This window comes from Bacillus sp. FSL K6-2841, from assembly GCF_037976435.1.
In the GTDB taxonomy this organism is placed as follows: Bacteria; Bacillota; Bacilli; order Bacillales; family Bacillaceae; genus Bacillus; species Bacillus pumilus.
In genome coordinates this window covers 2,218,225-2,238,686 of sequence record NZ_CP150266.1, presented here as the reverse complement: position 1 = coordinate 2,238,686, position 20,462 = coordinate 2,218,225, and the positions used below count along the sequence as shown (strand labels likewise).

The following is a 20,462-nucleotide window of genomic DNA, read 5'->3' as shown; positions in this document are numbered from 1 at the left end:
CTGTATGAAAAAGGAACTTCGCCTTCAAACATTAGCCAAGCTTGATCAGATAAGCGCTGAAGAATTTGAGCGCAGCACGGCTTTACTTCATGAGCATTTACTGCAGCTGCCAGCATGGAAACAGGCGGAAACGATCGCTTTGACGATGTCTAGAGGAAAAGAGATACCGACAATGCCTCTGATTGAAAAAGCGTGGGAAGAAGGAAAAACAGTATGTATCCCCACCTGCTTTCCGAAAACAAAAGAGATGATATTTTATGAATATACACCCGAAACAAAGATGACATCCAGTTACTTTGGGCTATTGGAACCAGATCCTCAAGTATCAACAGCTGTACATAAAGAAGCCATTGATTTAATCATTGTGCCTGGAGTATGCTTCGATCAAAAAGGCTACCGGATTGGATTTGGGGGCGGCTATTATGACCGCTACTTAGCTGACTTTCACGGCGTCACCATTGCACTTTGTCTGTCTTTACAGCAAATTAGGCATGTGCCATCTGAAGCACACGACATACCGGTGTCTATAATTGTCAGTGAAAAAGGTACGTTATATCAAAAGTAAAAGTCCGCTGATTGTCCAAAGAACGGGCTTTTTGTTGTTTCATAAAGTCATTTCATTTTAGCTGATAGGAGGTCCGTTTTGAAAAAATTTCGTGGAAAGAAAAGATACTTCCGCAATATGCGGGAGGAAGTCAATACTTGTGACCTAAAACTCGATCAGGATTCATGGTTTTATTTTTGGCATACGCACCTTGATTTTTTTGGAGTCGGGGAAAATAGCTTAAAAATAAGAAGAGAGCATATCAAAGCCCATATCACCTTATATCATAGGCTGTTAAAACAGCTTGAAGGCTTTGAAAAGCCATACCAAACATGAATTTGTATTCACGAACATGACCCTGGTTTAGACGCTGTATATGTACATACACCGAATCCATACGACAGTTATTTCCCGCATAAGATCGAAGTGGTAGAGCGGAATTGTAAGCTGCCTCATACGTTCAAGGATTTAATCGACCTTCATCAATTTGACGTTTCTTTTGATCAATCAGCGTGTGAAGAGGTCTATTATATTCAATCAAAAGAACAAGGGATTAGAGTGTGAAAGCAGATCGCATGGTAAGCGATAAAAATGATGGTTCATGCATAAACAAATCCCATTTAAGCCACGATACGAACATAGGAGGGAATATGATGAATAAAATGATTTGGAGCATTGTGTTCACATTGTTTGCATTTGTTCTCGTGCAAAATCGTTATCGGCTGATGAATTTGATCTTAGGTCAAAATCAAGTGCGTCACTTTTTTATTAAGTGGCTGATGAAAATCCCATATTTTCGGACGAAATTTATTCGCCAAGCATTCTAATCCCGCAGACGCCGGGATTTTTTTGTTCAGAAATGCGGATCAGAACGATTCTTGTTATAATAATGTAAAAAATGGAGCGCGAATGAATGAATGTCATAGATAGTTTATTTTGGCGAGTTGTTGATGAATTAAGACAAAAAGGGTACGAGATGATTCAAAGTCCGTATCCAGAAGATGAAATATTTTTCGAAGCACCACGAAACTCAGGGTATGATCTTATCCGTCTATATAGAAAAGATGTGAATTTTAAACAGGAGATTGTTCGAGATATCGAAGAGCAGACGTATCGGATGAATCAGCTGAGAGAGGCCATGCGTAAACGGTCTCTTCATCTCTTACAGCTCCAATTTACAGCTGACCACCCTGTAGATGATTGGGAGGACCTAAACGGTCAGCCGCAAAAAAAGCAAAAGGTGACGGTTACACCAGTATTATTGAATGCAGACACTCTTCAACACGACGTTAACGAGCTGCAAAAATGGCTCAATACATCGTTGACAGTGGATGTAGAAGAGGCAAAAAGAGACACAGCTGAAGATGTCATAAAGCTTAAAGTGAACGTACTTCAAGCATTCGATGATCAGGAAAAGCAGCGTGAACGAGAACGGGCCGTTTTTCAAAATGGCAGACCGATTTTCACCTACCTGCTCATCGCTGTTCAAGTGGTGATGTTTCTTTTACTTGAACTATTTGGCGGAAGTACCAATACGGCAACTTTGACAGCGTTTGGTGCTAAAAATAATGGGCTGATCTTAGAGGGAGAATGGTGGCGCCTGATTACACCAATGTTTTTGCACATTGGCTTGACGCACTTACTCTTTAATACATTTGCTCTTTGGTCTGTCGGAGCGGCTGTTGAGAGAATTTATGGTTCATGGCGATTTGTGCTCATCTATTTCATTTCCGGCATTTTTGGTTCCATAGCGAGCTTTGTCTTTAATACCGCCATCGCAGCCGGTGCATCAGGTGCGATCTTTGGATGCTTAGGTGCACTATTATATTTGGCAATCTCTAACCGTAAGCTCTTCTTTCGGACGATGGGGACAAATATTATTGTGATCATCCTCATCAATTTAGGGATCGGCTTCACCGTATCAGGTATTGATAACGCAGGGCACCTTGGTGGTCTGGTTGGCGGTTTTTTAGCTGCTTTAGCTGTCCGTCTCCCTAAACAGGTGCAGCCTGTCAAAATGTTTCTTGCTAGTATTGTTCTACTATTGATTGGTGGTTTTGGATTGTATACAGGGTTTCATTCAGATGATCAAAAGGAAGCGGCGGCAGTAAGTGAGGCAGCAAGTCTATTTGATGACAAGAACTATAACGAAGCAAGTAAACGTCTAGAGGAATATGTACATCAAAAGGATGCATCAGCTGAGGCTCTCCATATATATGCACTATCGGAAGCCCAGCTCGGCCACCTTGACAAAGCGATTGGATTTTTACAAAAGTCGCTTAAAAAAGATCCAGATGATCCAAATAAACTGTATCATTTATCGTTGTTGTACGTAGAAAAAGGAGAGACAGCGAAAGCAGAGGATCTAATAGAAAAAGGATTAGACCAAGATCCAAAAAATGATCAATTTTTAAAGCTGAAACAATATATTGAAAACACGCAAACACATTGAATGACTTGACTGAAAGCGCATTTATGAATACGCTTATCCTATCTGTTGATGAGAAGAAATGGTGGAAACAATGAAAACGTTATATGATGTACAGCAGCTGCTCATGAGATTTGGAAATTATGTGTATTTCGGAGATCGTGAAGTGGAATTAGAATTTATGGCAGATGAACTGAAGGAAATGTATACATCGGGCATTATTGACCGGACCGAATGGTCAAACGCAATGACGATTCTTCAAATGGAACTAGCCAAATTAAATCGAAAAACAATGTGAAGGTGGAGGGCATATGATAGGGGATTGGTTTGTAGGAGTTGATCTTGGCGGTACGACAATTAAGCTTGCGTTCATTAATCTATATGGTGAAATTCAGCATAAGTGGGAAATTCCTACGGATAAATCAGGGCAGACGATCACAGTCGATATTGCCAAATCAATTGACCACAAATTGGTCGAAATCAGTATGCCCAAATCAGCGCTGATTGGGATTGGAATGGGTGCACCTGGGCCTGTAGATAAAGTATCTGGGATTGTCTATAAAACAACGAATCTCGGCTGGACAAACTATCCACTCAAAGATCACCTAGAGGCAGAGACAGGACTTCCATCTGTCATCGAAAATGATGCGAATATTGCTGCACTCGGTGAAATGTGGAAGGGTGCAGGCGATGGCGCAAAAAACATCCTGATGGTCACACTTGGTACAGGTGTTGGCGGCGGTATTATTGTAAATGGTGAAGTAGTTCAAGGGGAGACAGGGGCTGGCGGAGAAATTGGCCATATTTGTGCCGTTCCATTCCAAGGAGCACCGTGTAACTGCGGAAGAACGGGCTGTATTGAAACCATTGCATCTGCGACTGGCATCGTCCGGCTAGCAAAGGATAAATTAGAAACAGAGCAGCATACATCTTCACTGGGCACACTCACCTCGCTGACTGCAAAGGATGTGTTTAAGGCCGCTGAAAGTGGAGATGACCTTGCCATGCGTGTCGTAGAAGAAGTGACGACTCATCTTGGCCTTGTCTTAGCGAATCTTGCCAGTGCGTTAAACCCAACAAAAATCGTGATTGGCGGCGGTGTTTCAAAAGCAGGTGAGATTCTTCGCAGTAAAGTAGAGCGCGTTGTTAAGCATCACGCATTTCCGCCTTGCGCTGATGATGTCGAAGTCGTGATTGCCTCTCTCGGAAACGATGCAGGAGTCATCGGCGGTGCATGGATGGCAAAAAACAAATGGTTGTCTTAAACAAAAAAGTCATCATGATGTCATTTTTATTAAAAAAAGCGATAGATGGGCATGAAATGAAATGTTTAGCATATTCATAAGTTTGTCATGAGGAGAAAGACATTGATTTTCCAGCACATACAGGATAAGATATAGTTTAGTTATTTTTGAAGAAGCACCAATAATTAGGGTGTATCCCTAGCTTGAGTTCTCGCTTAGCATAAGGAGGTTACAATGCGAAAGAAAAGATTAAAGGCGATTTCATTTTTACTGATTGCAACATTGCTCATGTGGGTCAAAACCTATGTTATCTATAAATCTAGCTTCAATATTAAAATAGAAAATTTCATGCAGGAGTTTATCCTGTTTATTAATCCGCTTAGCTTTCTCTTGTTTATCTTTGGTATCGGTTTATTTATGAAAGAAAAAAATCGCAATCGATATATCATCGTCATGAGCTTTATTTTGACATTCATTTTGTTAGCTAACATTGTGTTTTATCGATTCTATAGTGATTTTCTAACCATCCCCGTCCTATTTCAAACAAACAATATGGGTGACCTCGGGTCAAGTATTACCTCTTTAATTGAACCAGTCGATTTATTGATGTTCGTTGATATCATCATTTTAATGTGGCTCTATAAAAAGCAGCCTTCCTTTAGAACGGATGTCACCATTTCACGAAAAGAACGAGCAGCGTATTATTTATTTGTGGCAGCGACTTTCTTCTTTAACCTAGGTTTGGCTGAAACAGAAAGACCAGAACTGCTCACTCGCTCATTTGACCGTGAGATGCTGGTGAAAAATATTAGCTTATATAATTTCCATATTTATGATGGAGTGCTGCAATCGAAGCAGTCTGCTCAGCGAGCTCTTGCTGACAGCAATAGCTTAACGGAAATTGAAAACTATGTAAGCGCAAATCAAACTGACCGTAATGAAAAGACGTTTGGTCAAGCTAAAGGACGAAATGTCATCCTTGTCTCACTTGAGTCTACTCAGAGCTTTGTGGTCAATGAAAAATTAAATGGGAAAGAAATCACCCCATTTCTCAACAAACTAATCAAGAAAAGCTACAACTTTACTAATTTCTATCATCAAACAGGGCAAGGAAAAACATCGGACTCGGAGTTTATTGTTGATAACTCTCTCTATCCACTTGGAAGAGGGGCTGTGTTCTTCACAAATCCAAGCAATGAGTATACAGCCACACCTGAGCTGTTAAAGGATGAGGGGTACCATTCTTCTGTCATTCATGCGAATAACAAAAGTTTCTGGAACCGTGATCTGATCTACGATAGCTTTGGCTACGACAAGTTTTTTGATATTAAATCATTTGATGTAAATGAAGAAAATTCAGTTGGCTGGGGGCTGAAAGATGGTCCATTCTTCGAACAGTCAGCGGAATTGATGAAATCGATCCCGCAGCCTTTCTATACGAGATTGATTACATTAACGAACCACTTTCCGTTTGATCTAGACGAAGAAGATAAGCTGATTGATGAATATGATTCTAAGAGCAAAACGTTAAACAAGTTCTTTCCGACAGTGCGATATCAAGATGAGGCGCTGAAGATTTTCTTTGAAAAGATGAAGGAAACAGGTTTGTACGAAAATTCCATCTTTGTTTTATATGGGGATCACTATGGAATTTCAGAAAACCATAACGAAGCAATGGGACAATTTTTAAATAAAGAGATTACGCCATTTGAAGAAGTGCAGCTTCAAAAAGTGCCGTTTGTTGTACACATTCCAGGGATCACAGATCAACAGCCAAAAGAAATTGATACAGTAGGCGGACAAATCGATATCCGTCCAACTATACTCAATCTTTTAGGAGTCGATACAAGTAAACAAATCCAATTTGGTCATGATCTTTTATCAAAAGATAAGAATGACTTTACCGTGCTTCGTGATGGCAGCTTTATTACGAAGGACAGTGTTTTCACAGATGGTGTTTGCTACAATAAAAAAACGGGTGAGCCGAGAGATGATGAGACTGTTTGTCAGTCTTATGAAGAAAAGGCAAAGCAAGAGCTCCAATTCTCTGATCAGATCATCTATGGGGATCTCCTTAGATTTTATGACCGGAACAGCCCGGACCATTCTCCATCCAAAAAAGAAGATGAAACGAAGCTGAAAAAGGCGTCCTAACATATGAGAAAACCTCTGTTATTTTTACATGCAGAGGTTTTCTTTTTTTGTATGCCAGCTCATATAGTATGAGAGGAGGGATGTAAATGAAGACAACGTCGTTTGGGAAAATTGAATGGCAGCTTGATGAAGAGGAAAAGGATAATGTGGCAAAGCAGCTAGGGATAGGGAATGCAGCTTTCCATTTATCCAATCATATCAGCACTGAGTATCTCCTTTTACCGGGATATCGACTTCCGGAAGGCATCCATTCATTTTCTTCCATAGGTGAGCTGCAGAAATTTATTGCGCCATACAGGCTGCAGCAATCCGATGATTGGATCAATGGAACCTTTGAATATGATAGTGTTCAATTAGAAAAAGAGCTGGGCCGATTAAAAGCCGCATTTCCTTTTCTTCAAATCAGTGTCATAGGTCATTCAGTGCTTGATACACCTATTTATGAAATCCGAACAGAGCCTGTTCAGCATTTGCATTCTATTCATTTGAATGCCTCTTTTCATGCAAATGAGTGGATCACGACGTCTGTTTTAATAAAATGGCTGAAATCGCTGTGTTTGGCTGCATCTGACCCGGTGCAAGCAAGACATCATGAAGCCGTTCATATTCTGCGAACTACAGCTCTCTCCATCGTACCAATGGTGAATCCAGATGGCGTGGATCTCGTACGAAATGGACCAGAGTCACTAGGGCTCAGCAGTGAAGAATTCACAGCGCTACATGGAGGATATGCTGATTATCAAGAATGGAAAGCAAATATAAGAGGGGTGGATTTGAACAATCAATTTCCTGCTTATTGGGAGATCGAATACTACCGTTATGAGCCTAAGGAACCGTCCAATCGCGGTTTTCCTGGATATCAGCCGCTAACAGAGCCAGAAGCGAAAGCGATGGCAAATCTAGCGTTACGAAAACGCTTTGACAGGCTTGTTGCTCTTCATACACAAGGAGAAGAGATATACTGGGGTTTTCTTGGTCATGAACCAGCCATCTCAAAAGAAACGGTCAAACGATTTGAGCAAGTAAGCGGCTATCAGCCAGTTCAATATCTTGACAGCTATGCAGGTTATCGCGATTGGTTTATTTATCAATGTCACAATGAGGGCTATACAGTCGAGCTTGGTCTAGGAAAAAATCCTCTTTCCATGAATCAATTTGATACCATCTATGAGAAAACAAAGCGGTTGTTATGGGAAGCATGTAAGTGTTAAAAAGCACCTGTCAGGTGCTTTTTACATTTGACATGAAGCAATTTCTTATTGTCAATAAAAATAATGGTAGGGTCATTGACGAAGGCCTCCCTTGTGAGCTATTGTGAAAGATATGGATGTAAAAAAAAGGATATTTTTTAGGGAGATGTCGATTATTGAGTGCTCAAAGCCTGTGGAAAAGGAATTTCACTTACTTATTTATTTCTAAAATGTGCAAAATAACCGCTGATAGTTTATCTTTCAACACCATCTTGTGGCTTTTAGTACTAGGCGGAAAAGGGGCAATTGGAACAGCCTTTTTTATTGCGGTCAGCTTTGTTCCGCAAGCCATTGTTGGCCCGCTCATTACCCCAATGATGAAGCCGCATCAACTGAAATTTTGGATGTGTTTTGCTGATTTAACTAGAGGAGCGATAATCCTTGTGATTGTGGTCAGTTACTTTTATGGTTTCACGCCATTAGCACTTGTTATTGGCTGTATGCTTCTTCATTCAGCAACTGGTGGCTCCTACGAACCGGCGTCTGTATCAATTATTCCAAAGCTTGTCCATGAGGACCTCATACAAAAAGCGAATGCAACTATTCAATCAGCAAGTCATGTAGTCAGGCTTGTGACGGTCACGGTTTGTGGTGTCATGATTGCATTTGTGGGGGTAGGATATACAATGCTTGTGATTATTCCTCTTTATCTCTTGTCCGCTTTACTCGTATTCATCATTACATATGAAACAGAAATCATCATCGATAAAGCCAAAAAAGGGTTATCATACGGCAAAAGATTGATTCGGGGATTTTCACTTGTGAGAAGGCATCATATTTTGTTCCCATTGGCGATTTTTTGTGTCTGCTCGAACTTTGCTGCCGCACCATGGGAAGCATTGTCGGTTATTTATTTAACAGAGGATTTACATAGTGGACCAGTGATCTATTCATTTATTAAAGTCACAACGGCACTAGGTGCATTCTTGATGGGATTTGTTTTGACAAAGGTAAAAGTGAACCGGTATGGGCTGCTGTTTATAGGTGCCGGGATCGTTGACGGAATCTCGTTTTTCATCACAGGTATGAACGCATTTTTACCACTTGTATTTATATCAGCTTTTGCTTTAGGTGCCGCCATCAGTGCAGTCAACGTGCCTGAACATACAATGATTCAATTGTCAGTAAAAGCAGAGGATCAGCCGCAAGTGTATGCAATTATCAATATGATTTCCTTCTTCATGATTCCGTTAGGCGCACTCATTGGCGGCTATATGGCAACACGATTTGGGTCTGGATATGTCATTGCGGCTGGCGGCATCATTGAAGCTGTGTCTGGGATATGCCTGCTGCTATTCACAAAGATTGGGAAGGTAAAGAGGGCGGATTTGACGATAGAAAGAGACAAACCTTCTTTAAATGCAACGTGAGCATGGCATGATGGATTGCGAATAGGTTACAATGAGGACGAGAAAACATGAGGATTCAATGGAAAGGGGCACTAAACATGGCCATAGCAGATGTCACGATCATTCCAATAGGCACCGAAACACCAAGTGTCAGTGCTTATGTAGCAGATGTACAAAGAATTTTAGAAGGCTTTCAAAAAGAAGGGAAAATTAATTATCAATTAACACCAATGAATACGTTAATTGAAGGTGAATTATCTGATTTATTTGAAGTCATTCAGCGCATTCATGAAGCACCTTTTGAAAAGGGACTGCACCGCGTAGCGACCAATATCCGCATTGATGACAGGCGGGATCAAACCACAACGCTTACAAGTAAAATAGAAAGCGTGAATAAGCACTTGAATCAATGAAAAAAGCCTGCTATATGCAGGCTTTTAATGTGCAGTTGGATAACCGCTATAGATGATGGTCATGACAGTAAACCAGCCAAAAACCAAAAATGTTGCGCCAGCAAAAGCGATGGCAAGTACGTTCACTTTTTTAAGTGAGCGATAGATCCCGAGTGCAGCTAAAATCGTGACTAGACCAAAAATAATGACGAGCATCATGTGAAAGTCCCCCTTTGTCATCAATCCCCTTGATTTCCTTTCTTTTCATTTTAACCGTTTTCATAAAGCTTGTCGAGTAGATTCCAGTTGACGATTGTTTGAATTTTTATTGTGTAGCCTTCATAATAAAAAAGAATGAATAAAGTAGGTGATGAAAATGAATTGGAGAAGAATGCCACTAGGCTATGTACAAGCGAATGCGTATATTTGGAAAAATGAGCACGGAGAATGTTTAATCTTTGATCCAGGCGGTGAAGCACAAAAGCTGATTTCCTATGTAAAAGAAAAACAGCTCACACCGCTTGCTGTCTTACTGACACATGCTCATTTTGATCATATCGGTGCCGCAGATGAGGTGCGGGCAGAGTGGGGAGTGCCACTCTATGTACATGAGAATGAAAGAGAATGGCTCACGAATGCTGAATTAAACGGTTCAGCTCGATTGATTGGGAATGGAATTACGGTCAAAGAAGCTGAAAAATTAATCACGTCAGAAGGAACTCTTCAAATTGGATCGTTTACATTAGAGATGTTCCACACTCCTGGGCATTCTCCAGGCAGTGTATCTTACTATTCGGCGGAAGAAGGATTTGTGATTTCTGGTGACACGCTATTTGAAGGCGGCATCGGGAGAACAGATTTAGTAGGGGGCAGTCAAGAAGTGCTGCTTCAATCAATTCATAACAAATTGTTGTCATTACCAGAATCAACTCTTGTTTTAAGTGGACATGGCGGAGAAACGACTGTACTCACGGAGCAGGAACAAAATCCATTTATCAATGGTTTTTCTCTTTAAATGTATGAAAAAAAGCATCTCTTTTATAGAGATGCTTTTTTTCAATTAATGTCCGGTACCGGGAACCATGATGAAAATCGAATAATATGTAAATCCGGCAAAGAAAATCGTCAAGTACGCTCCGAAAATGTAAATATACATTCTTTCGGATAGATTCAAGTAGGATAAAAATACAAAAAGAACGGTTTGACCGAAGAACAGCAACGATGCATCTTTCATATGCCCTAAATAGAACATGACAGCAAAAATACCCGTCCAAAAGCCAAGCACGCGGAACATGCGATTCATTTCTTTCCCTCCCCTTAAAAAACCCCTTTGATTCATATTATAGCTGATCATCACTTGTTATGTAAACATTTACATTTTTGACAACGTGTGAACATTTATTTTGCAGGTAGAAAAAAATTTTTTTGAAAAATTGATCAAAATGTGTTTATGCTGAAATACATGAGGGTACTTACTCCATAAGAGAAAAGGTTAACGACCTAAGGAGGAAGACTAATGAGTGACATTACTTTTTATTCATACCCGAGCTGCACGTCTTGCCGCAAAACAAAACATTGGCTAAAGGCGAATCAAATTGATTTTAAAGAGCGTCACCTTTTCAGAGAAACGCCAACCCTAGAAGAATTAAAAAAGATCCTTTCCTTAACAACAGAAGGAATGGATGAAATTTTAGCCACACGAAGCCAAGCTTTTAAAAGCTTAAATTTAAATATTAATGATTTAAAAGTAAACGAGGTTCTTCAACTTCTCATTGAAAAACCAAAACTGCTCCGAAGACCGATTATCATTGATGGAAATAAGTTAGTAGTAGGCTATAATCCCGGAGAACTCATGAAATTATCAAAAAAGAAAGCGATTCATCAATCAGTTTCCTAATAAAAACGAAGATCAGCTGAAACATGCTTCAGCCGTCTTCGTTTTTGTGCTGAACTGGGCTAGCTGGGTTCGAACCAACGATCACGGAGTCAAAGTCCATTGCCTTACCACTTGGCTATAGCCCAATATCAAACGTGTAATGATATTGTTCACCATCTACGGTCATTTATACATAAAAGTTGTATGTCACGAGTTTTAAGTGAAAAAGGAGCGGAAGAAGTAAATGAAGAATGAAAAATCTAAGCAATTATATGAATTTATCCTAAAAGAAGCCCCTGTCATGACCGAAGAATGGCTAAAGACAAGAACAGAAGAAGGCTCATTATATTCTAAACATGCTTCAGAGGAAACGGAAAAGAAGCTGAAGGAACAGAATACAGCGTTTATTCAAACCATTGCAGCAACACTTGTGACACTGTCAGACAAAGCAGAAAACCATTTGAAAAAATGGTCTGTTGATATTGCTCGTGATCGAGCAGTGCACGAGGTGCCGTTATATGAAATCATTGGACAATTTAAGATCTTCCGCTACATTTTCTGTTCGAGAATTGAGACATTCACCCAAGAAACAGAGCTTGAAGTGACCCTGCAAGATGTGTGTCAGTGGAATCAGCACTTTCACGCCACATTTGATGATATGATTGAGCGTTTATCAGAAGAATATGACCGTGTGACACTCAGTCAGCTGAATGCACAAAGAGAGATGATTCAAGAACTGAGTGCCCCTGTTATTCCGGTGTCAAAGGAAATCGGGATTTTGCCGCTGATCGGAGAAATCGATACGTACCGAGCCAAAATCATTCTGGAATCCGTACTAGAACAGGCTTCAAGACTTCGTTTAACGCATTTATTCATTGATATATCGGGCGTACCGATCGTTGATACGATGGTTGCTTATCAGCTGTTTAAAGTGGTCGATAGTTCGAAGCTACTAGGAATTGAGACGATTATATCAGGCATTCGCCCAGAGATCGCTCAAACTGTAGTGAAACTCGGCATTGATTTCTCAAAAGTAAATACAGAACACAGCCTTGCAAAAGCGTTAGAAAAAAGAGGATTTCGTATCTTTGAAGAGCAGCAGCAAGAAGCAACATGAACAAAAAACCTGTACTTGTAAAAGTACAGGGTCCGTTGACAAGGAGAAACAATATAATTAGCATATTCATTAGATGGCCAATTCGCATACAGGTTTGGTCTCTTTTTTTACCCATAAATGCTGATTTAATAGGATTTGTCTTTAACAGTTCGTTTAACATACCTATTTTATGATGCATAATCATGATGAGTCAATGTCCAATCTGTATGCTAAAATACCTGCTGGAATTTTTGTTAATTCATCAACCAAAATAAGGAGTCTTTATTTAAGATGATGAATTGGAGCTAAATAAAGCCGGAAAATCAAAGCTCAGATATTGTGAATTGGGTCATTTCCGAACAGACATGAAAGGTTATTCTTTATCTTCCGTAATAAGTAACCTGTTGAGGAGGACATACATTTGGAAACACCGAAATTGTTTGCAACAATTTTGAGCAAACCAGAAATAGTTAATCATCTTATTGAATACTATGACTTTGAAGTGATTGAGCCTAATTCAGATACAGAAAAATTTCATTTTAAGGTGGATGAACAAGCTGCGATTATTGCTCAAGACGTGTCGGGTGGAATTTTTTCATTAATTGGTTCTGGTGAAGTTGAAAAGCGCCCAGTTCTCCATATTGATTCAGAAGGAAAGGCTGGAAAGGTTGGAAAAAGTTTTAATGGTTTTATTTCACTCATGTTGGCTTGTCCGTACTGGCGTGATTTATTAAAGTTCTCTGGAAATGGACAAATGACAGAAATGATGAAAGCACAACCATTTTTAGAATCGGAAATAGTTGAGGATTACCTTGGGCTAGTAGATATTAAAGATAAAGTTATGACCGAACTTTTAATTGAAGAATTGTCCCATCCGGTAGACACATTATATGAGTCAATGATTTCTCAACCTCAAATTTCTGTTTTCTCACTCGAAGGGGATAAGTATGATTCACTATTTAACTCATTCGTTGTAACGGATCATCCACAATGGAAGAACAAAATAAAATAGTGATGATCCTATGTAAATTAGTATAAAAAAGAGGTGCCAATAGCATCTCTTTTTTTAATGTTATTTAGTTATTTTCCCCTCTGAACGGAACCCGTTGTTGTAAAAATCAATTTTTTATATGCGCTTCTATTATTTATAGATGGAATACATCTCATATTGAACATGTTCACACCTTTTCAGTCATGAAAATGAAGAAATACGCTTTTGTCAGGAATGTTCTACCACCTTACAATAGGGTCACTGAAAGGAGTGAACCAATTGTATGGGATTGAATATTTGGGACAAGAGCTGCTAGAAGAAGCATGCCGTATGAGGGCATCTGATGTGCATATTGTCCCAAAAGAAAAGGAAGCGTCTGTATCTTTCCGAGTAGACTCAGATTTAATTCAGCAGCGAACCATTGATAAAAAAAGCGGCGAGCGGCTCATTGCTCATTTTAAATTTTTATCGTCCATGGATATCGGAGAAAAACGGAGACCGCAAAATGGGTCGCTAGCTGTGATGCTGAGAAGAGGCCAGGTGTTTATTCGAATGTCTACCTTACCAACTGTAAATGATGAAAGTTTAGTGATTAGAATATTGCCGCAGGATCATGTTCCGAAAATAAAACATCTGTCACTATTTCCGAAAGCCTCTACTCGATTATTGTCGTTTTTGAATCATTCGCATGGGCTCATTTTATTTACCGGTCCAACCAATTCAGGCAAAACAACGACCCTCTATTCATTGATCCAGTTCGCAAAAAAGAATTTTAACCGAAATATAATTACACTTGAAGATCCGGTGGAAACAAGAAATGAAGAAGTGTTACAGGTTCAAGTAAATGAAAAAGCCGGTATCACATATGCCGCAGGATTACGCGCTATTTTAAGACATGATCCAGATATGATTGTGCTAGGAGAAATAAGAGATGCTGAAACGGCCCGAACGGCAATTAGAGCAGCACTGACAGGCCATTTAGTGATGAGTACACTACATGCGAAAAATGCAAAAGGAGCCCTTTATCGTATGCTTGAATTTGGTGTCACGATGAATGAACTCGAACAAACGATGGTTGCGATTGCTGCGCAGCGATTAATCGAGCTCACCTGTCCTTTTTGCGGAGAAACATGCCAGCTTTACTGTAAATTAAATCGTCCGGTCAGACGAACAAATGTATTTGAACTGCTGTTCGGAAAGGAGCTCGGTGAGTGTATCAAGGAGGCTAAAGGAGAATATGCTCACTCGTCATATGAAACACTGCAAAGATTAATTCGTAAAGGAGTGGCACTAGGCTATTTATCGAAAAACACCTATCATCGCTGGGTTTATGAAGAAGCAAGCCTATAAAGCGTGGTCTAAAAAGGATCAAGCGGAATGTCTATCAAAACTTGCTCAATTGATTCAGGCTGGATATACACTGGTTGAGGCATTAACGATGATGAATATTCAGTTGTCGAATAAACAGCAGCAACAATTAGCACCGGGCATTCAGTGGCTGCTTGAAGGGGAGCCTTTGTATGTGGTGCTAGAAAGACTTCATTTTCAGCGGGAAGTCATCGCCATTTTAAGTTTTTCCGAAAAGCATGGCAGTCTAGCAACAGCACTTGTACAAAGCGCACGGTTTTTAGAGAAAAAAATTAAACAGGTAGACACGTTTAAACGCATATTACGTTACCCAATTTTCCTCATCTTTACGGTTTTGATCGTGCTCATACTTGTTCAGCAAATGATCATTCCTCAATTTTCTCTCTTGTACTCCTCGATGGATACCCGAATGTCATGGCTGATTCAAGGTATGTTTGGAATCTTTCAATTGCTTCATGTATCTCTCCTCCTCATCGGCTGTGTGTGTATTTGTCTGACTGGATACTATGCCTTCTTTTTTAGGAAAAAATCTACCCTTGAGAAGCTGAGGGTCATAAGCAGGTTTCCTTTTTTATATAAAGGAATGCGGCTGATGCATACGTACCTTTTCTCTCTACAGTTAAGCGGACTGCTTCAGGCTGGGTTATCGATGTACGAGAGCTTGCTAGCTTTTAAGCAGCAAAGCTACTTACCCTTTCTTCAAGAAATATCAGAACAGATGATTGAAGAGTTAAGAAAAGGAGAGAGCATGGCATATCAAGTGAGCCTGTCTCCTTTTTTTGAAAAACATTTTGCCGCCGTCATCGAACATGGTGAAGCGAGCGGGATGCTTGCAAGAGAAATGTACACGTACAGCCAATTTCTATTAGAGAATGCAGAGCTGAAAATTGAAAAATGGATGTCGTGGCTGCAGCCGGTTATCTATGGTCTGACGGCAATTCTAATACTCATTGTGTATTTATCTATTCTTTTACCAATGTATCAACTGATGGAGCAAGTGTAAGAAGGAGGACAAAAACATGAATGATAAAGGATTTACTCTGTTAGAAATGTTAATTGTCATGCTTGTGATTTCAATTCTTTTACTGATTACCATTCCGAATATCACTCGTCACCACCAAACGATTCAAGCAAAGGGCTGTGAAGGGCTTAAATCAATGGTGAGCACACAGGTGATGGCATATGAATTAGAGCACGATGGCAAGACACCATCTTTAGCTGAATTAGAAAAAGAAGGTTATGTCAAAAAGGGATTAACGTGTCCTAATGGAAAAGCGATTGTCATTCAAAACGGCCATGTGAAGCATGAATAAATTAGTTTTTCATGAAAAGGGTTTTACCCTCATAGAACAGCTAATGATCTTACTGGTTCTATCGATACTATTGTCGATCATAGGAGTGAAAATCCCAAATTTAATAGAAGACGCTGAAGCCAAAAGACAAGTGAACATCATGAAACAAGATTTTCAATTGGCTGCTTATACTGCATTTGTCAAAAAAACACGTGTGTATGTTGAATTCCATCCACCACATGTATCGTATCAGGTAATCGATCAAAAGGATGGCGAAATCATTGCTTCTTTTCAGCAACAAAAGGGAAGCATTAAGGCTTCTACATTTCCACAAGGTATCTATTTTAATGTAAACGGACATCCGAGCAGCGGCGGGTCTCTCATTATTCAATTTGGCAGTCAAACGTATAAGCTCACGATCTATTTAGGAAGCGGGCGAATCCATGTTCAAAAGCAATAGAGGGTTTAGTACGATTGAAACGCTGTTTGCTTGTCATATCTTCCTATTTGCAGCTCTTGTGCTCATGCCAGCTTATGAAAGAATCATGATAGGGAAAAATGAAATAAGAGCCAAACTTGAAGCTTACCAAATTTTGCATGAACAGATGAATGAATTGTTCATAGATGGTACAAAAACTTCTGTCAAAAAGAAGCGAGGCGACATCACATATGTATTCAATTGGAGTAAAGAGAAGGGATGTGTATCATACACGATACATAAAAAGCAGACCATATGCTTTCACCATGTTGCTGAACGGTGAACGAGGTTTTACCCTTGTCCAGGCTTTGTGGCAATTGCAGCTCTTTTTGTTCCTTTCAATTGGCTGTGTACTGATCTTTTCTACAGCTGAGAAAGCTCGTCCTTTTGAAGAGGTCAACCGATTTTCACAAATGGAGTGGAGACAGACTGTGCTGCAATTAGATGAGGAATTAAGCCGAGCAACGGCTATTCGATCGGCGCAAGGAGGGAAAGCGTTAGAGTATGTGTCTGATCAAGGGCGAGTCGTAACGATTGAGCCATATCAAGAGATGCTTCGAAAGAGAATGGATCAAGCAGGCCATCTCCCTTTATTGCAAAAGGTGAAAGAATTTCGCGTAAGAACAAATCAGCACAAAGCTATCCTTAAAGTCACAGATGAATCTGGTAAGGTGTATGAAGCCGTTTTTTTCATATATAAAGGGGTGGTACCTACATCGTGAAAAGGGAAGGAGGATTTATCTATCCGCAAGTACTGGCTGCGATTCTATTTTTTCTCTTGATTCTAGGGGCGATGACGATGGGGTTTCAAAGAGAGCTGAGAAGTGCAGAGCTGACGATTTCATTTTATAAAAAACAGCAGCTTTTCAGGGTGGGTGCGAATGAAGCTGCCAGTACATTACATCGGTTGTGTGAAAAGCAGCATACCCCTATTGACACTGAAGAAGGACGAGTGACATTAAAGCAGGTGACATGCGATCAAAAGAAAAAGCATATCCACATGTTAGTCAGTGTGAAAACAAAGGATGGTTTATCAGATGAGCGGGAACTCGTGCTAAATTGGAAGACCCGTGAAATCATGAAATGGGCAAACAGTGAATAGCCAGTGTATAAAATGATCCTCTTCCTGGTAACACTTGAAGAAAGAAGAGGTGAATGTGCTTGAAAACAAATGACTATGTAAAATATATGACACAGGAAATCATTAAATATATGAATACACCACGTGACGAACGGAAGGAACATAAACAAGAGAAAATGGAAACGAAACCGCCATTTTCACAGCGTTTATTTGGGGTTCTGCCGTTTGGGTTTTCAATGATGCTAAAAAAACGTAAGCGACATCGACAAAAGTAAAAAGCCGCCAGCAGGCGGTTTTTTTATGCCTCTTTAGCTGTATTCTTCCACAACAATCACTTTATTGACCTTGTTTGAGTAGGGATTATAAGAAATAGTGACATATACCCCAAATTCTTTGGTGTGGTCTTTTAATGTAATATGATACTGTTTCACAGATTCCTTCTCGCGATGACGGTCCCATACTTTTTGTTTGAATAAGACTTGCGTTAGAGGATATCGCTTCTTTGCTTCTTTGACTGCCCGTGTTTCCCATTGATCTGCGGCGGCAGTGAAACCTCTCGCATCCGCAGGGTTGGTGTCTTGTATCATAGGAATCAACAGTAAACAGAGCATGATTATCATCTTTCCATATTTCACTTCACATCACCTCACCTGCTATTATTTTGACCAAATGCTGCACTTTTATGTAAATTTTTAAGAAGTACAAATGTCACACAAAAAAATATTGAATACGGCGAAAGAATGAGAAAATGGAAGAATTTTCTCGTAATCATTCTTGTTTAAGAACAAAATGGACTAATTTGACGTTTTGGGTTTTATAGGTATTTCCTTATACTGTATGTAATCGTTCTTATTAAAGAACAATCGTTCAAGGAGTTGGAGAATGAATGAAACAGTCGCTCTTTGTACTTTTTTGTGCCATTTGTTTGATTTTCACGTCTCTATTGATCTCAACAACGAACGCTTCTTTTAACGATGTTGAGCACTCAAACTTTGTCATGAAAACATGCGAAAATTTTGAACAGACCGATCAGCATTGTCAGCCTGCCAAATGGGATAGAAGTCATTTGGAACTCATCGATCAAACAATGATCAAAGGAACAGTCTGTGCGCCTCAAAGCTTGAGCATGACATTAAAAAATAGTGGACAATCTATTGCACACTCTGAATGGAAATGGGAATTACATAAAGTGAAAAGTGAGCAGAAGCCGTTACAAGATGGTCATATTCTTGAAAAAGGTTCTATAAAATCCCTTCTTTCACAAGAAACAGTGACTGTCACGACAGATAAAGCAAAAACGAATGGAATTTATGCGTTTAAAATTTATTATCCTATAGGTTTTGGTGGGTCTGAAAAAGCATTTATATGGTCTAAACATATGCAGCTCGTAAAGTGTCAAGAAAAGGTATCTTAAATAGAGCTGTCTTTTTTAATGATAGGCGAAGGGGAGAAGAGGTCATGAAAAAATGGATGAAGATGTCTGGAAGTATTCTTTATGTGGTGGTATTCACGGTGATGATTGCATGCATTATTGTCGTATTGTCATCAAGAACTACAGGAGGAGATCCTCAAATTTTCGGTTTTCAATTCAAGCAAGTATTATCTGGATCAATGGAACCAGAATTTCCAACTGGCTCACTCATTGTCGTAAAAGAAGTGACTTCACCGGAGTCGCTTAAAAAAGGAGATATTATCACGTTTCAAACAAAACAGGACCAGTCTTATGTGACCCACCGAATTGTTGGGGTGAAAGGAAAGGGAGCAAATAAAGCCTTTGAGACGAAAGGTGACAACAATATGTATCGGGACGGCACGCTAGTAAAAGCGGATCAGGTAGCTGCGCAGTATACGGGTGTGAACATTCCTTATGCAGGAAAGCTTCTTTCGTATGCTGGGACTTCGGCTGGAACCGCGTTGCTGCTCATTATACCAGGTGTGATGCTGCTCGTTTATTCAACTCTTCATTTTGTGGGCGCTGCAAAACACCGAAGACGCACAGCTGATTTACATATGTCAGAGGAACAAGCTTAAATTTTCGTTTGTAACCTAATTAGGTTTCAATAAAACAATTTATTAGGGGGTTCATTCATGGTAAAGAAAAGATCAATTCGTTTAGGTGTATTATCAGGGGCTTTAGGCCTGGCATTAATCGGTGGGGGGACATGGGCGGCGTTTAACGATGTTGAAACGGCAAACGCGGTCTACTCGACAGGAGAGCTGGATTTATCTGCAAAAGAGAACTCCGGCGCCATCAACCTTTCAAACTTAAAACCTGGTGATCGGATCAAAAAAGAATTTAATTTTGAAAATAAAGGATCGCTTGCGATCAATCAAGTGCTGATGAGTCTTGATTACAGCCAGTTTCAAGACGGAGCTTCCGCAAAAAATGGCGGTAAGAATACAGCTGAAGAATTTCTTAGCCAGTTTCAGGTAAGTGTTCTGACGGTCGGAGCTGAAGGTGGAAATGGTTATCCGAAAAATATTATCTTAGACGCTGCAAACCTGCTTGACTTGCATCAACTAACGGCAAAACAGGATCAGACCGCATTTGAAAAGCTTCGTCATGCCGTCGATGAGAAGTTTTTACATGAAAGCGGGAAGATTAATGTAGCAACTGTTGATGGAACAGTGGCTCCAGAGTATGACGGCATACCAAAGAACCCGTTTGATTACGATAAAATGGAAATGATCATTGAATTTGTCAATGACCAGACGAAGGATAAAGCTGGTCACTATATCCAAAATAAATACCAAGGCGATGCGATTCAAATTGATCTTTCCTTCGAAGCGACTCAGTGGAATGGTTTAACGATCAATCCCAAAAAGCATACGGATGAAAAAGGCTACGTGAAAGAAAACGAAAAAGCACACAGCGAAGATAAAAAATAAAGCCAGTCTTTAGACTGATATCAAGTTCTG

The 20,462-nt window shown here is 39.8% G+C and carries 28 protein-coding genes and 1 tRNA gene; 25 read left to right on the top strand and 4 right to left on the bottom strand.

The genetic code is table 11. The features are described 5' to 3' along the window. Nucleotides 1–4 precede the first annotated feature (4 nt). The 10 genes from MHH68_RS11335 (at nucleotide 5) to MHH68_RS11290 (ending at nucleotide 9,382) form a co-directional block, all read left to right on the top strand. Complete coding sequence (locus MHH68_RS11335; protein WP_216889381.1) at nucleotides 5–565, top strand: 5-formyltetrahydrofolate cyclo-ligase; 561 nt, start codon at nucleotides 5–7, stop codon at nucleotides 563–565. A gap of 78 nt (nucleotides 566–643) precedes the next feature. After that, nucleotides 644–880: a hypothetical protein gene (locus MHH68_RS11330; RefSeq protein ID WP_339163115.1), complete on the top strand. Its 237-nt coding sequence runs from the start codon at nucleotides 644–646 to the stop codon at nucleotides 878–880. A 317-nt stretch (nucleotides 881–1,197) separates the two neighbouring features. Further along, entirely contained in the window at nucleotides 1,198–1,371 is a 174-nt protein-coding gene (locus tag MHH68_RS11325; RefSeq protein WP_017367602.1) for a hypothetical protein, read from the top strand. An 86-nt stretch (nucleotides 1,372–1,457) separates the two neighbouring features. After that, nucleotides 1,458–2,996: a rhomboid family intramembrane serine protease gene (locus tag MHH68_RS11320; RefSeq protein ID WP_339163113.1), complete on the top strand. Its 1,539-nt coding sequence runs from the start codon at nucleotides 1,458–1,460 to the stop codon at nucleotides 2,994–2,996. 70 nt (nucleotides 2,997–3,066) lie between these two features. Beyond that, nucleotides 3,067–3,270 carry a YqgQ family protein gene (locus MHH68_RS11315; RefSeq protein ID WP_008342322.1) on the top strand — a complete coding sequence of 68 codons (204 nt, stop codon included), beginning with the start codon at nucleotides 3,067–3,069 and terminating at the stop codon, nucleotides 3,268–3,270. 13 nt (nucleotides 3,271–3,283) lie between these two features. Further along, a complete protein-coding gene (locus tag MHH68_RS11310) occupies nucleotides 3,284–4,237 on the top strand; it encodes an ROK family glucokinase (protein ID WP_144462713.1) in 954 nt (317 codons plus the stop codon). Between the two features lie 213 nt (nucleotides 4,238–4,450). Further along, nucleotides 4,451–6,370 carry an LTA synthase family protein gene (locus MHH68_RS11305; RefSeq protein ID WP_058014675.1) on the top strand — a complete coding sequence of 640 codons (1,920 nt, stop codon included), beginning with the start codon at nucleotides 4,451–4,453 and terminating at the stop codon, nucleotides 6,368–6,370. An 86-nt stretch (nucleotides 6,371–6,456) separates the two neighbouring features. Then, nucleotides 6,457–7,581 (top strand): M14 family metallocarboxypeptidase, encoded by a 1,125-nt coding sequence (locus MHH68_RS11300; protein ID WP_339163109.1) that lies wholly within the window; start codon nucleotides 6,457–6,459, stop codon nucleotides 7,579–7,581. 155 nt (nucleotides 7,582–7,736) lie between these two features. Then, nucleotides 7,737–8,990 (top strand): MFS transporter, encoded by a 1,254-nt coding sequence (locus MHH68_RS11295; RefSeq protein ID WP_339163107.1) that lies wholly within the window; start codon nucleotides 7,737–7,739, stop codon nucleotides 8,988–8,990. A gap of 77 nt (nucleotides 8,991–9,067) precedes the next feature. Continuing rightward, on the top strand, nucleotides 9,068–9,382 hold the full coding sequence (locus tag MHH68_RS11290; RefSeq protein WP_339165791.1) for an MTH1187 family thiamine-binding protein: 315 nt from the start codon (nucleotides 9,068–9,070) through the stop codon (nucleotides 9,380–9,382). A gap of 24 nt (nucleotides 9,383–9,406) precedes the next feature. Here the strand turns inward: MHH68_RS11290 and MHH68_RS11285 are convergent, their stop codons facing one another. Further along, nucleotides 9,407–9,580, bottom strand: a complete 174-nt coding sequence (locus MHH68_RS11285; protein WP_003217333.1) for a DUF2759 domain-containing protein — start codon at nucleotides 9,578–9,580, stop codon at nucleotides 9,407–9,409. Nucleotides 9,581–9,737: 157 nt separating this feature from the next. Here MHH68_RS11285 and MHH68_RS11280 point away from each other — a divergent pair, with 157 nt between their 5' ends. Continuing rightward, nucleotides 9,738–10,376, top strand: coding sequence for an MBL fold metallo-hydrolase (locus MHH68_RS11280; RefSeq protein WP_339163105.1), 639 nt, complete (start codon nucleotides 9,738–9,740; stop codon nucleotides 10,374–10,376). 45 nt (nucleotides 10,377–10,421) lie between these two features. On the opposite strand, the gene MHH68_RS11275 is transcribed toward MHH68_RS11280, so the two are convergent. Next, the gene (locus MHH68_RS11275; RefSeq protein WP_003217440.1) at nucleotides 10,422–10,664 is read right to left on the bottom strand and encodes a DUF2626 domain-containing protein; all 243 of its coding nucleotides are present in this window, start codon (nucleotides 10,662–10,664) and stop codon (nucleotides 10,422–10,424) included. A 213-nt stretch (nucleotides 10,665–10,877) separates the two neighbouring features. Between MHH68_RS11275 and MHH68_RS11270 the strand changes: the two genes are divergently transcribed. Further along, nucleotides 10,878–11,258, top strand: coding sequence for a Spx/MgsR family RNA polymerase-binding regulatory protein (locus tag MHH68_RS11270; RefSeq protein ID WP_003217382.1), 381 nt, complete (start codon nucleotides 10,878–10,880; stop codon nucleotides 11,256–11,258). 54 nt (nucleotides 11,259–11,312) lie between these two features. Here the strand turns inward: MHH68_RS11270 and MHH68_RS11265 are convergent. After that, nucleotides 11,313–11,383, bottom strand: a tRNA-Gln gene (locus MHH68_RS11265). Between the two features lie 98 nt (nucleotides 11,384–11,481). Between MHH68_RS11265 and MHH68_RS11260 the strand changes: the two genes are divergently transcribed. The 10 genes from MHH68_RS11260 (at nucleotide 11,482) to MHH68_RS11215 (ending at nucleotide 17,818) form a co-directional block, all read left to right on the top strand. Next, nucleotides 11,482–12,354, top strand: a complete 873-nt coding sequence (locus MHH68_RS11260; RefSeq protein ID WP_058014678.1) for an STAS domain-containing protein — start codon at nucleotides 11,482–11,484, stop codon at nucleotides 12,352–12,354. Nucleotides 12,355–12,754: 400 nt separating this feature from the next. Then, nucleotides 12,755–13,345 carry a hypothetical protein gene (locus tag MHH68_RS11255; protein WP_339163103.1) on the top strand — a complete coding sequence of 197 codons (591 nt, stop codon included), beginning with the start codon at nucleotides 12,755–12,757 and terminating at the stop codon, nucleotides 13,343–13,345. Nucleotides 13,346–13,603: 258 nt separating this feature from the next. Further along, on the top strand, nucleotides 13,604–14,674 hold the full coding sequence (gene comGA / locus MHH68_RS11250; protein ID WP_081106456.1) for a competence type IV pilus ATPase ComGA: 1,071 nt from the start codon (nucleotides 13,604–13,606) through the stop codon (nucleotides 14,672–14,674). Beyond that, a complete protein-coding gene (gene comGB, locus MHH68_RS11245) occupies nucleotides 14,655–15,695 on the top strand; it encodes a competence type IV pilus assembly protein ComGB (protein WP_144462722.1) in 1,041 nt (346 codons plus the stop codon). Before comGA ends, comGB begins: the two co-directional genes overlap by 20 nt. Nucleotides 15,696–15,711: 16 nt before the next feature. Beyond that, nucleotides 15,712–16,005, top strand: a complete 294-nt coding sequence (gene comGC, locus MHH68_RS11240; RefSeq protein ID WP_003217322.1) for a competence type IV pilus major pilin ComGC — start codon at nucleotides 15,712–15,714, stop codon at nucleotides 16,003–16,005. Next, the gene (gene comGD / locus MHH68_RS11235) at nucleotides 15,998–16,444 is read left to right on the top strand and encodes a competence type IV pilus minor pilin ComGD (RefSeq protein WP_339163098.1); all 447 of its coding nucleotides are present in this window, start codon (nucleotides 15,998–16,000) and stop codon (nucleotides 16,442–16,444) included. The genes comGC and comGD overlap by 8 nt, the downstream gene beginning before the upstream one ends. Further along, nucleotides 16,428–16,745 (top strand): competence type IV pilus minor pilin ComGE, encoded by a 318-nt coding sequence (gene comGE / locus MHH68_RS11230; RefSeq protein WP_339163096.1) that lies wholly within the window; start codon nucleotides 16,428–16,430, stop codon nucleotides 16,743–16,745. The genes comGD and comGE overlap by 17 nt, the downstream gene beginning before the upstream one ends. Then, complete coding sequence (gene comGF / locus MHH68_RS11225; protein ID WP_280150117.1) at nucleotides 16,654–17,184, top strand: competence type IV pilus minor pilin ComGF; 531 nt, start codon at nucleotides 16,654–16,656, stop codon at nucleotides 17,182–17,184. The genes comGE and comGF overlap by 92 nt, the downstream gene beginning before the upstream one ends. Continuing rightward, nucleotides 17,181–17,564: a competence type IV pilus minor pilin ComGG gene (gene comGG, locus MHH68_RS11220; RefSeq protein WP_058014684.1), complete on the top strand. Its 384-nt coding sequence runs from the start codon at nucleotides 17,181–17,183 to the stop codon at nucleotides 17,562–17,564. The genes comGF and comGG overlap by 4 nt, the downstream gene beginning before the upstream one ends. A gap of 59 nt (nucleotides 17,565–17,623) precedes the next feature. Next, complete coding sequence (locus MHH68_RS11215; RefSeq protein ID WP_044140973.1) at nucleotides 17,624–17,818, top strand: YqzE family protein; 195 nt, start codon at nucleotides 17,624–17,626, stop codon at nucleotides 17,816–17,818. 33 nt (nucleotides 17,819–17,851) lie between these two features. Here the strand turns inward: MHH68_RS11215 and MHH68_RS11210 are convergent, their stop codons facing one another. Continuing rightward, entirely contained in the window at nucleotides 17,852–18,163 is a 312-nt protein-coding gene (locus MHH68_RS11210; protein ID WP_061410249.1) for a YqzG/YhdC family protein, read from the bottom strand. 266 nt (nucleotides 18,164–18,429) lie between these two features. Between MHH68_RS11210 and tapA the strand changes: the two genes are divergently transcribed. The 3 genes from tapA to MHH68_RS11195 are packed head-to-tail and all read left to right on the top strand — an operon-like array spanning nucleotide 18,430 to nucleotide 20,432. After that, a complete protein-coding gene (tapA, locus tag MHH68_RS11205; RefSeq protein WP_058014686.1) occupies nucleotides 18,430–18,957 on the top strand; it encodes an amyloid fiber anchoring/assembly protein TapA in 528 nt (175 codons plus the stop codon). A 44-nt stretch (nucleotides 18,958–19,001) separates the two neighbouring features. Then, nucleotides 19,002–19,574, top strand: coding sequence for a signal peptidase I (locus tag MHH68_RS11200; RefSeq protein WP_058014687.1), 573 nt, complete (start codon nucleotides 19,002–19,004; stop codon nucleotides 19,572–19,574). A 57-nt stretch (nucleotides 19,575–19,631) separates the two neighbouring features. After that, a complete protein-coding gene (locus MHH68_RS11195) occupies nucleotides 19,632–20,432 on the top strand; it encodes a TasA family protein (RefSeq protein WP_058014688.1) in 801 nt (266 codons plus the stop codon). Nucleotides 20,433–20,462 lie beyond the last annotated feature (30 nt).

Bases quoted from the DNA above. Each gene is read 5' to 3' on its own strand.
- MHH68_RS11310 (WP_144462713.1), top strand. From the start codon at position 3,284: ATGATAGGGGATTGGTTTGTAGGAGTTGATCTTGGCGGTACGACAATT.
- comGD (WP_339163098.1), top strand. From the start codon at position 15,998: ATGAATAAATTAGTTTTTCATGAAAAGGGTTTTACCCTCATAGAACAG.
- comGC (WP_003217322.1), top strand. From the start codon at position 15,712: ATGAATGATAAAGGATTTACTCTGTTAGAAATGTTAATTGTCATGCTT.
- MHH68_RS11280 (WP_339163105.1), top strand. From the start codon at position 9,738: ATGAATTGGAGAAGAATGCCACTAGGCTATGTACAAGCGAATGCGTAT.
- MHH68_RS11290 (WP_339165791.1), top strand. From the start codon at position 9,068: ATGGCCATAGCAGATGTCACGATCATTCCAATAGGCACCGAAACACCA.
- comGB (WP_144462722.1), top strand. From the start codon at position 14,655: ATGAAGAAGCAAGCCTATAAAGCGTGGTCTAAAAAGGATCAAGCGGAA.
- MHH68_RS11260 (WP_058014678.1), top strand. From the start codon at position 11,482: ATGAAGAATGAAAAATCTAAGCAATTATATGAATTTATCCTAAAAGAA.
- MHH68_RS11275 (WP_003217440.1), bottom strand. From the start codon at position 10,664: ATGAATCGCATGTTCCGCGTGCTTGGCTTTTGGACGGGTATTTTTGCT.
- MHH68_RS11305 (WP_058014675.1), top strand. From the start codon at position 4,451: ATGCGAAAGAAAAGATTAAAGGCGATTTCATTTTTACTGATTGCAACA.
- comGF (WP_280150117.1), top strand. From the start codon at position 16,654: ATGTATTCAATTGGAGTAAAGAGAAGGGATGTGTATCATACACGATAC.
- MHH68_RS11315 (WP_008342322.1), top strand. From the start codon at position 3,067: ATGAAAACGTTATATGATGTACAGCAGCTGCTCATGAGATTTGGAAAT.
- comGE (WP_339163096.1), top strand. From the start codon at position 16,428: ATGTTCAAAAGCAATAGAGGGTTTAGTACGATTGAAACGCTGTTTGCT.
- MHH68_RS11270 (WP_003217382.1), top strand. From the start codon at position 10,878: ATGAGTGACATTACTTTTTATTCATACCCGAGCTGCACGTCTTGCCGC.
- MHH68_RS11325 (WP_017367602.1), top strand. From the start codon at position 1,198: ATGAATAAAATGATTTGGAGCATTGTGTTCACATTGTTTGCATTTGTT.
- MHH68_RS11285 (WP_003217333.1), bottom strand. From the start codon at position 9,580: ATGATGCTCGTCATTATTTTTGGTCTAGTCACGATTTTAGCTGCACTC.
- MHH68_RS11335 (WP_216889381.1), top strand. From the start codon at position 5: ATGAAAAAGGAACTTCGCCTTCAAACATTAGCCAAGCTTGATCAGATA.
- MHH68_RS11300 (WP_339163109.1), top strand. From the start codon at position 6,457: ATGAAGACAACGTCGTTTGGGAAAATTGAATGGCAGCTTGATGAAGAG.
- MHH68_RS11320 (WP_339163113.1), top strand. From the start codon at position 1,458: ATGAATGTCATAGATAGTTTATTTTGGCGAGTTGTTGATGAATTAAGA.
- tapA (WP_058014686.1), top strand. From the start codon at position 18,430: ATGAAACAGTCGCTCTTTGTACTTTTTTGTGCCATTTGTTTGATTTTC.
- MHH68_RS11200 (WP_058014687.1), top strand. From the start codon at position 19,002: ATGAAAAAATGGATGAAGATGTCTGGAAGTATTCTTTATGTGGTGGTA.
- MHH68_RS11195 (WP_058014688.1), top strand. From the start codon at position 19,632: ATGGTAAAGAAAAGATCAATTCGTTTAGGTGTATTATCAGGGGCTTTA.
- MHH68_RS11210 (WP_061410249.1), bottom strand. From the start codon at position 18,163: ATGATAATCATGCTCTGTTTACTGTTGATTCCTATGATACAAGACACC.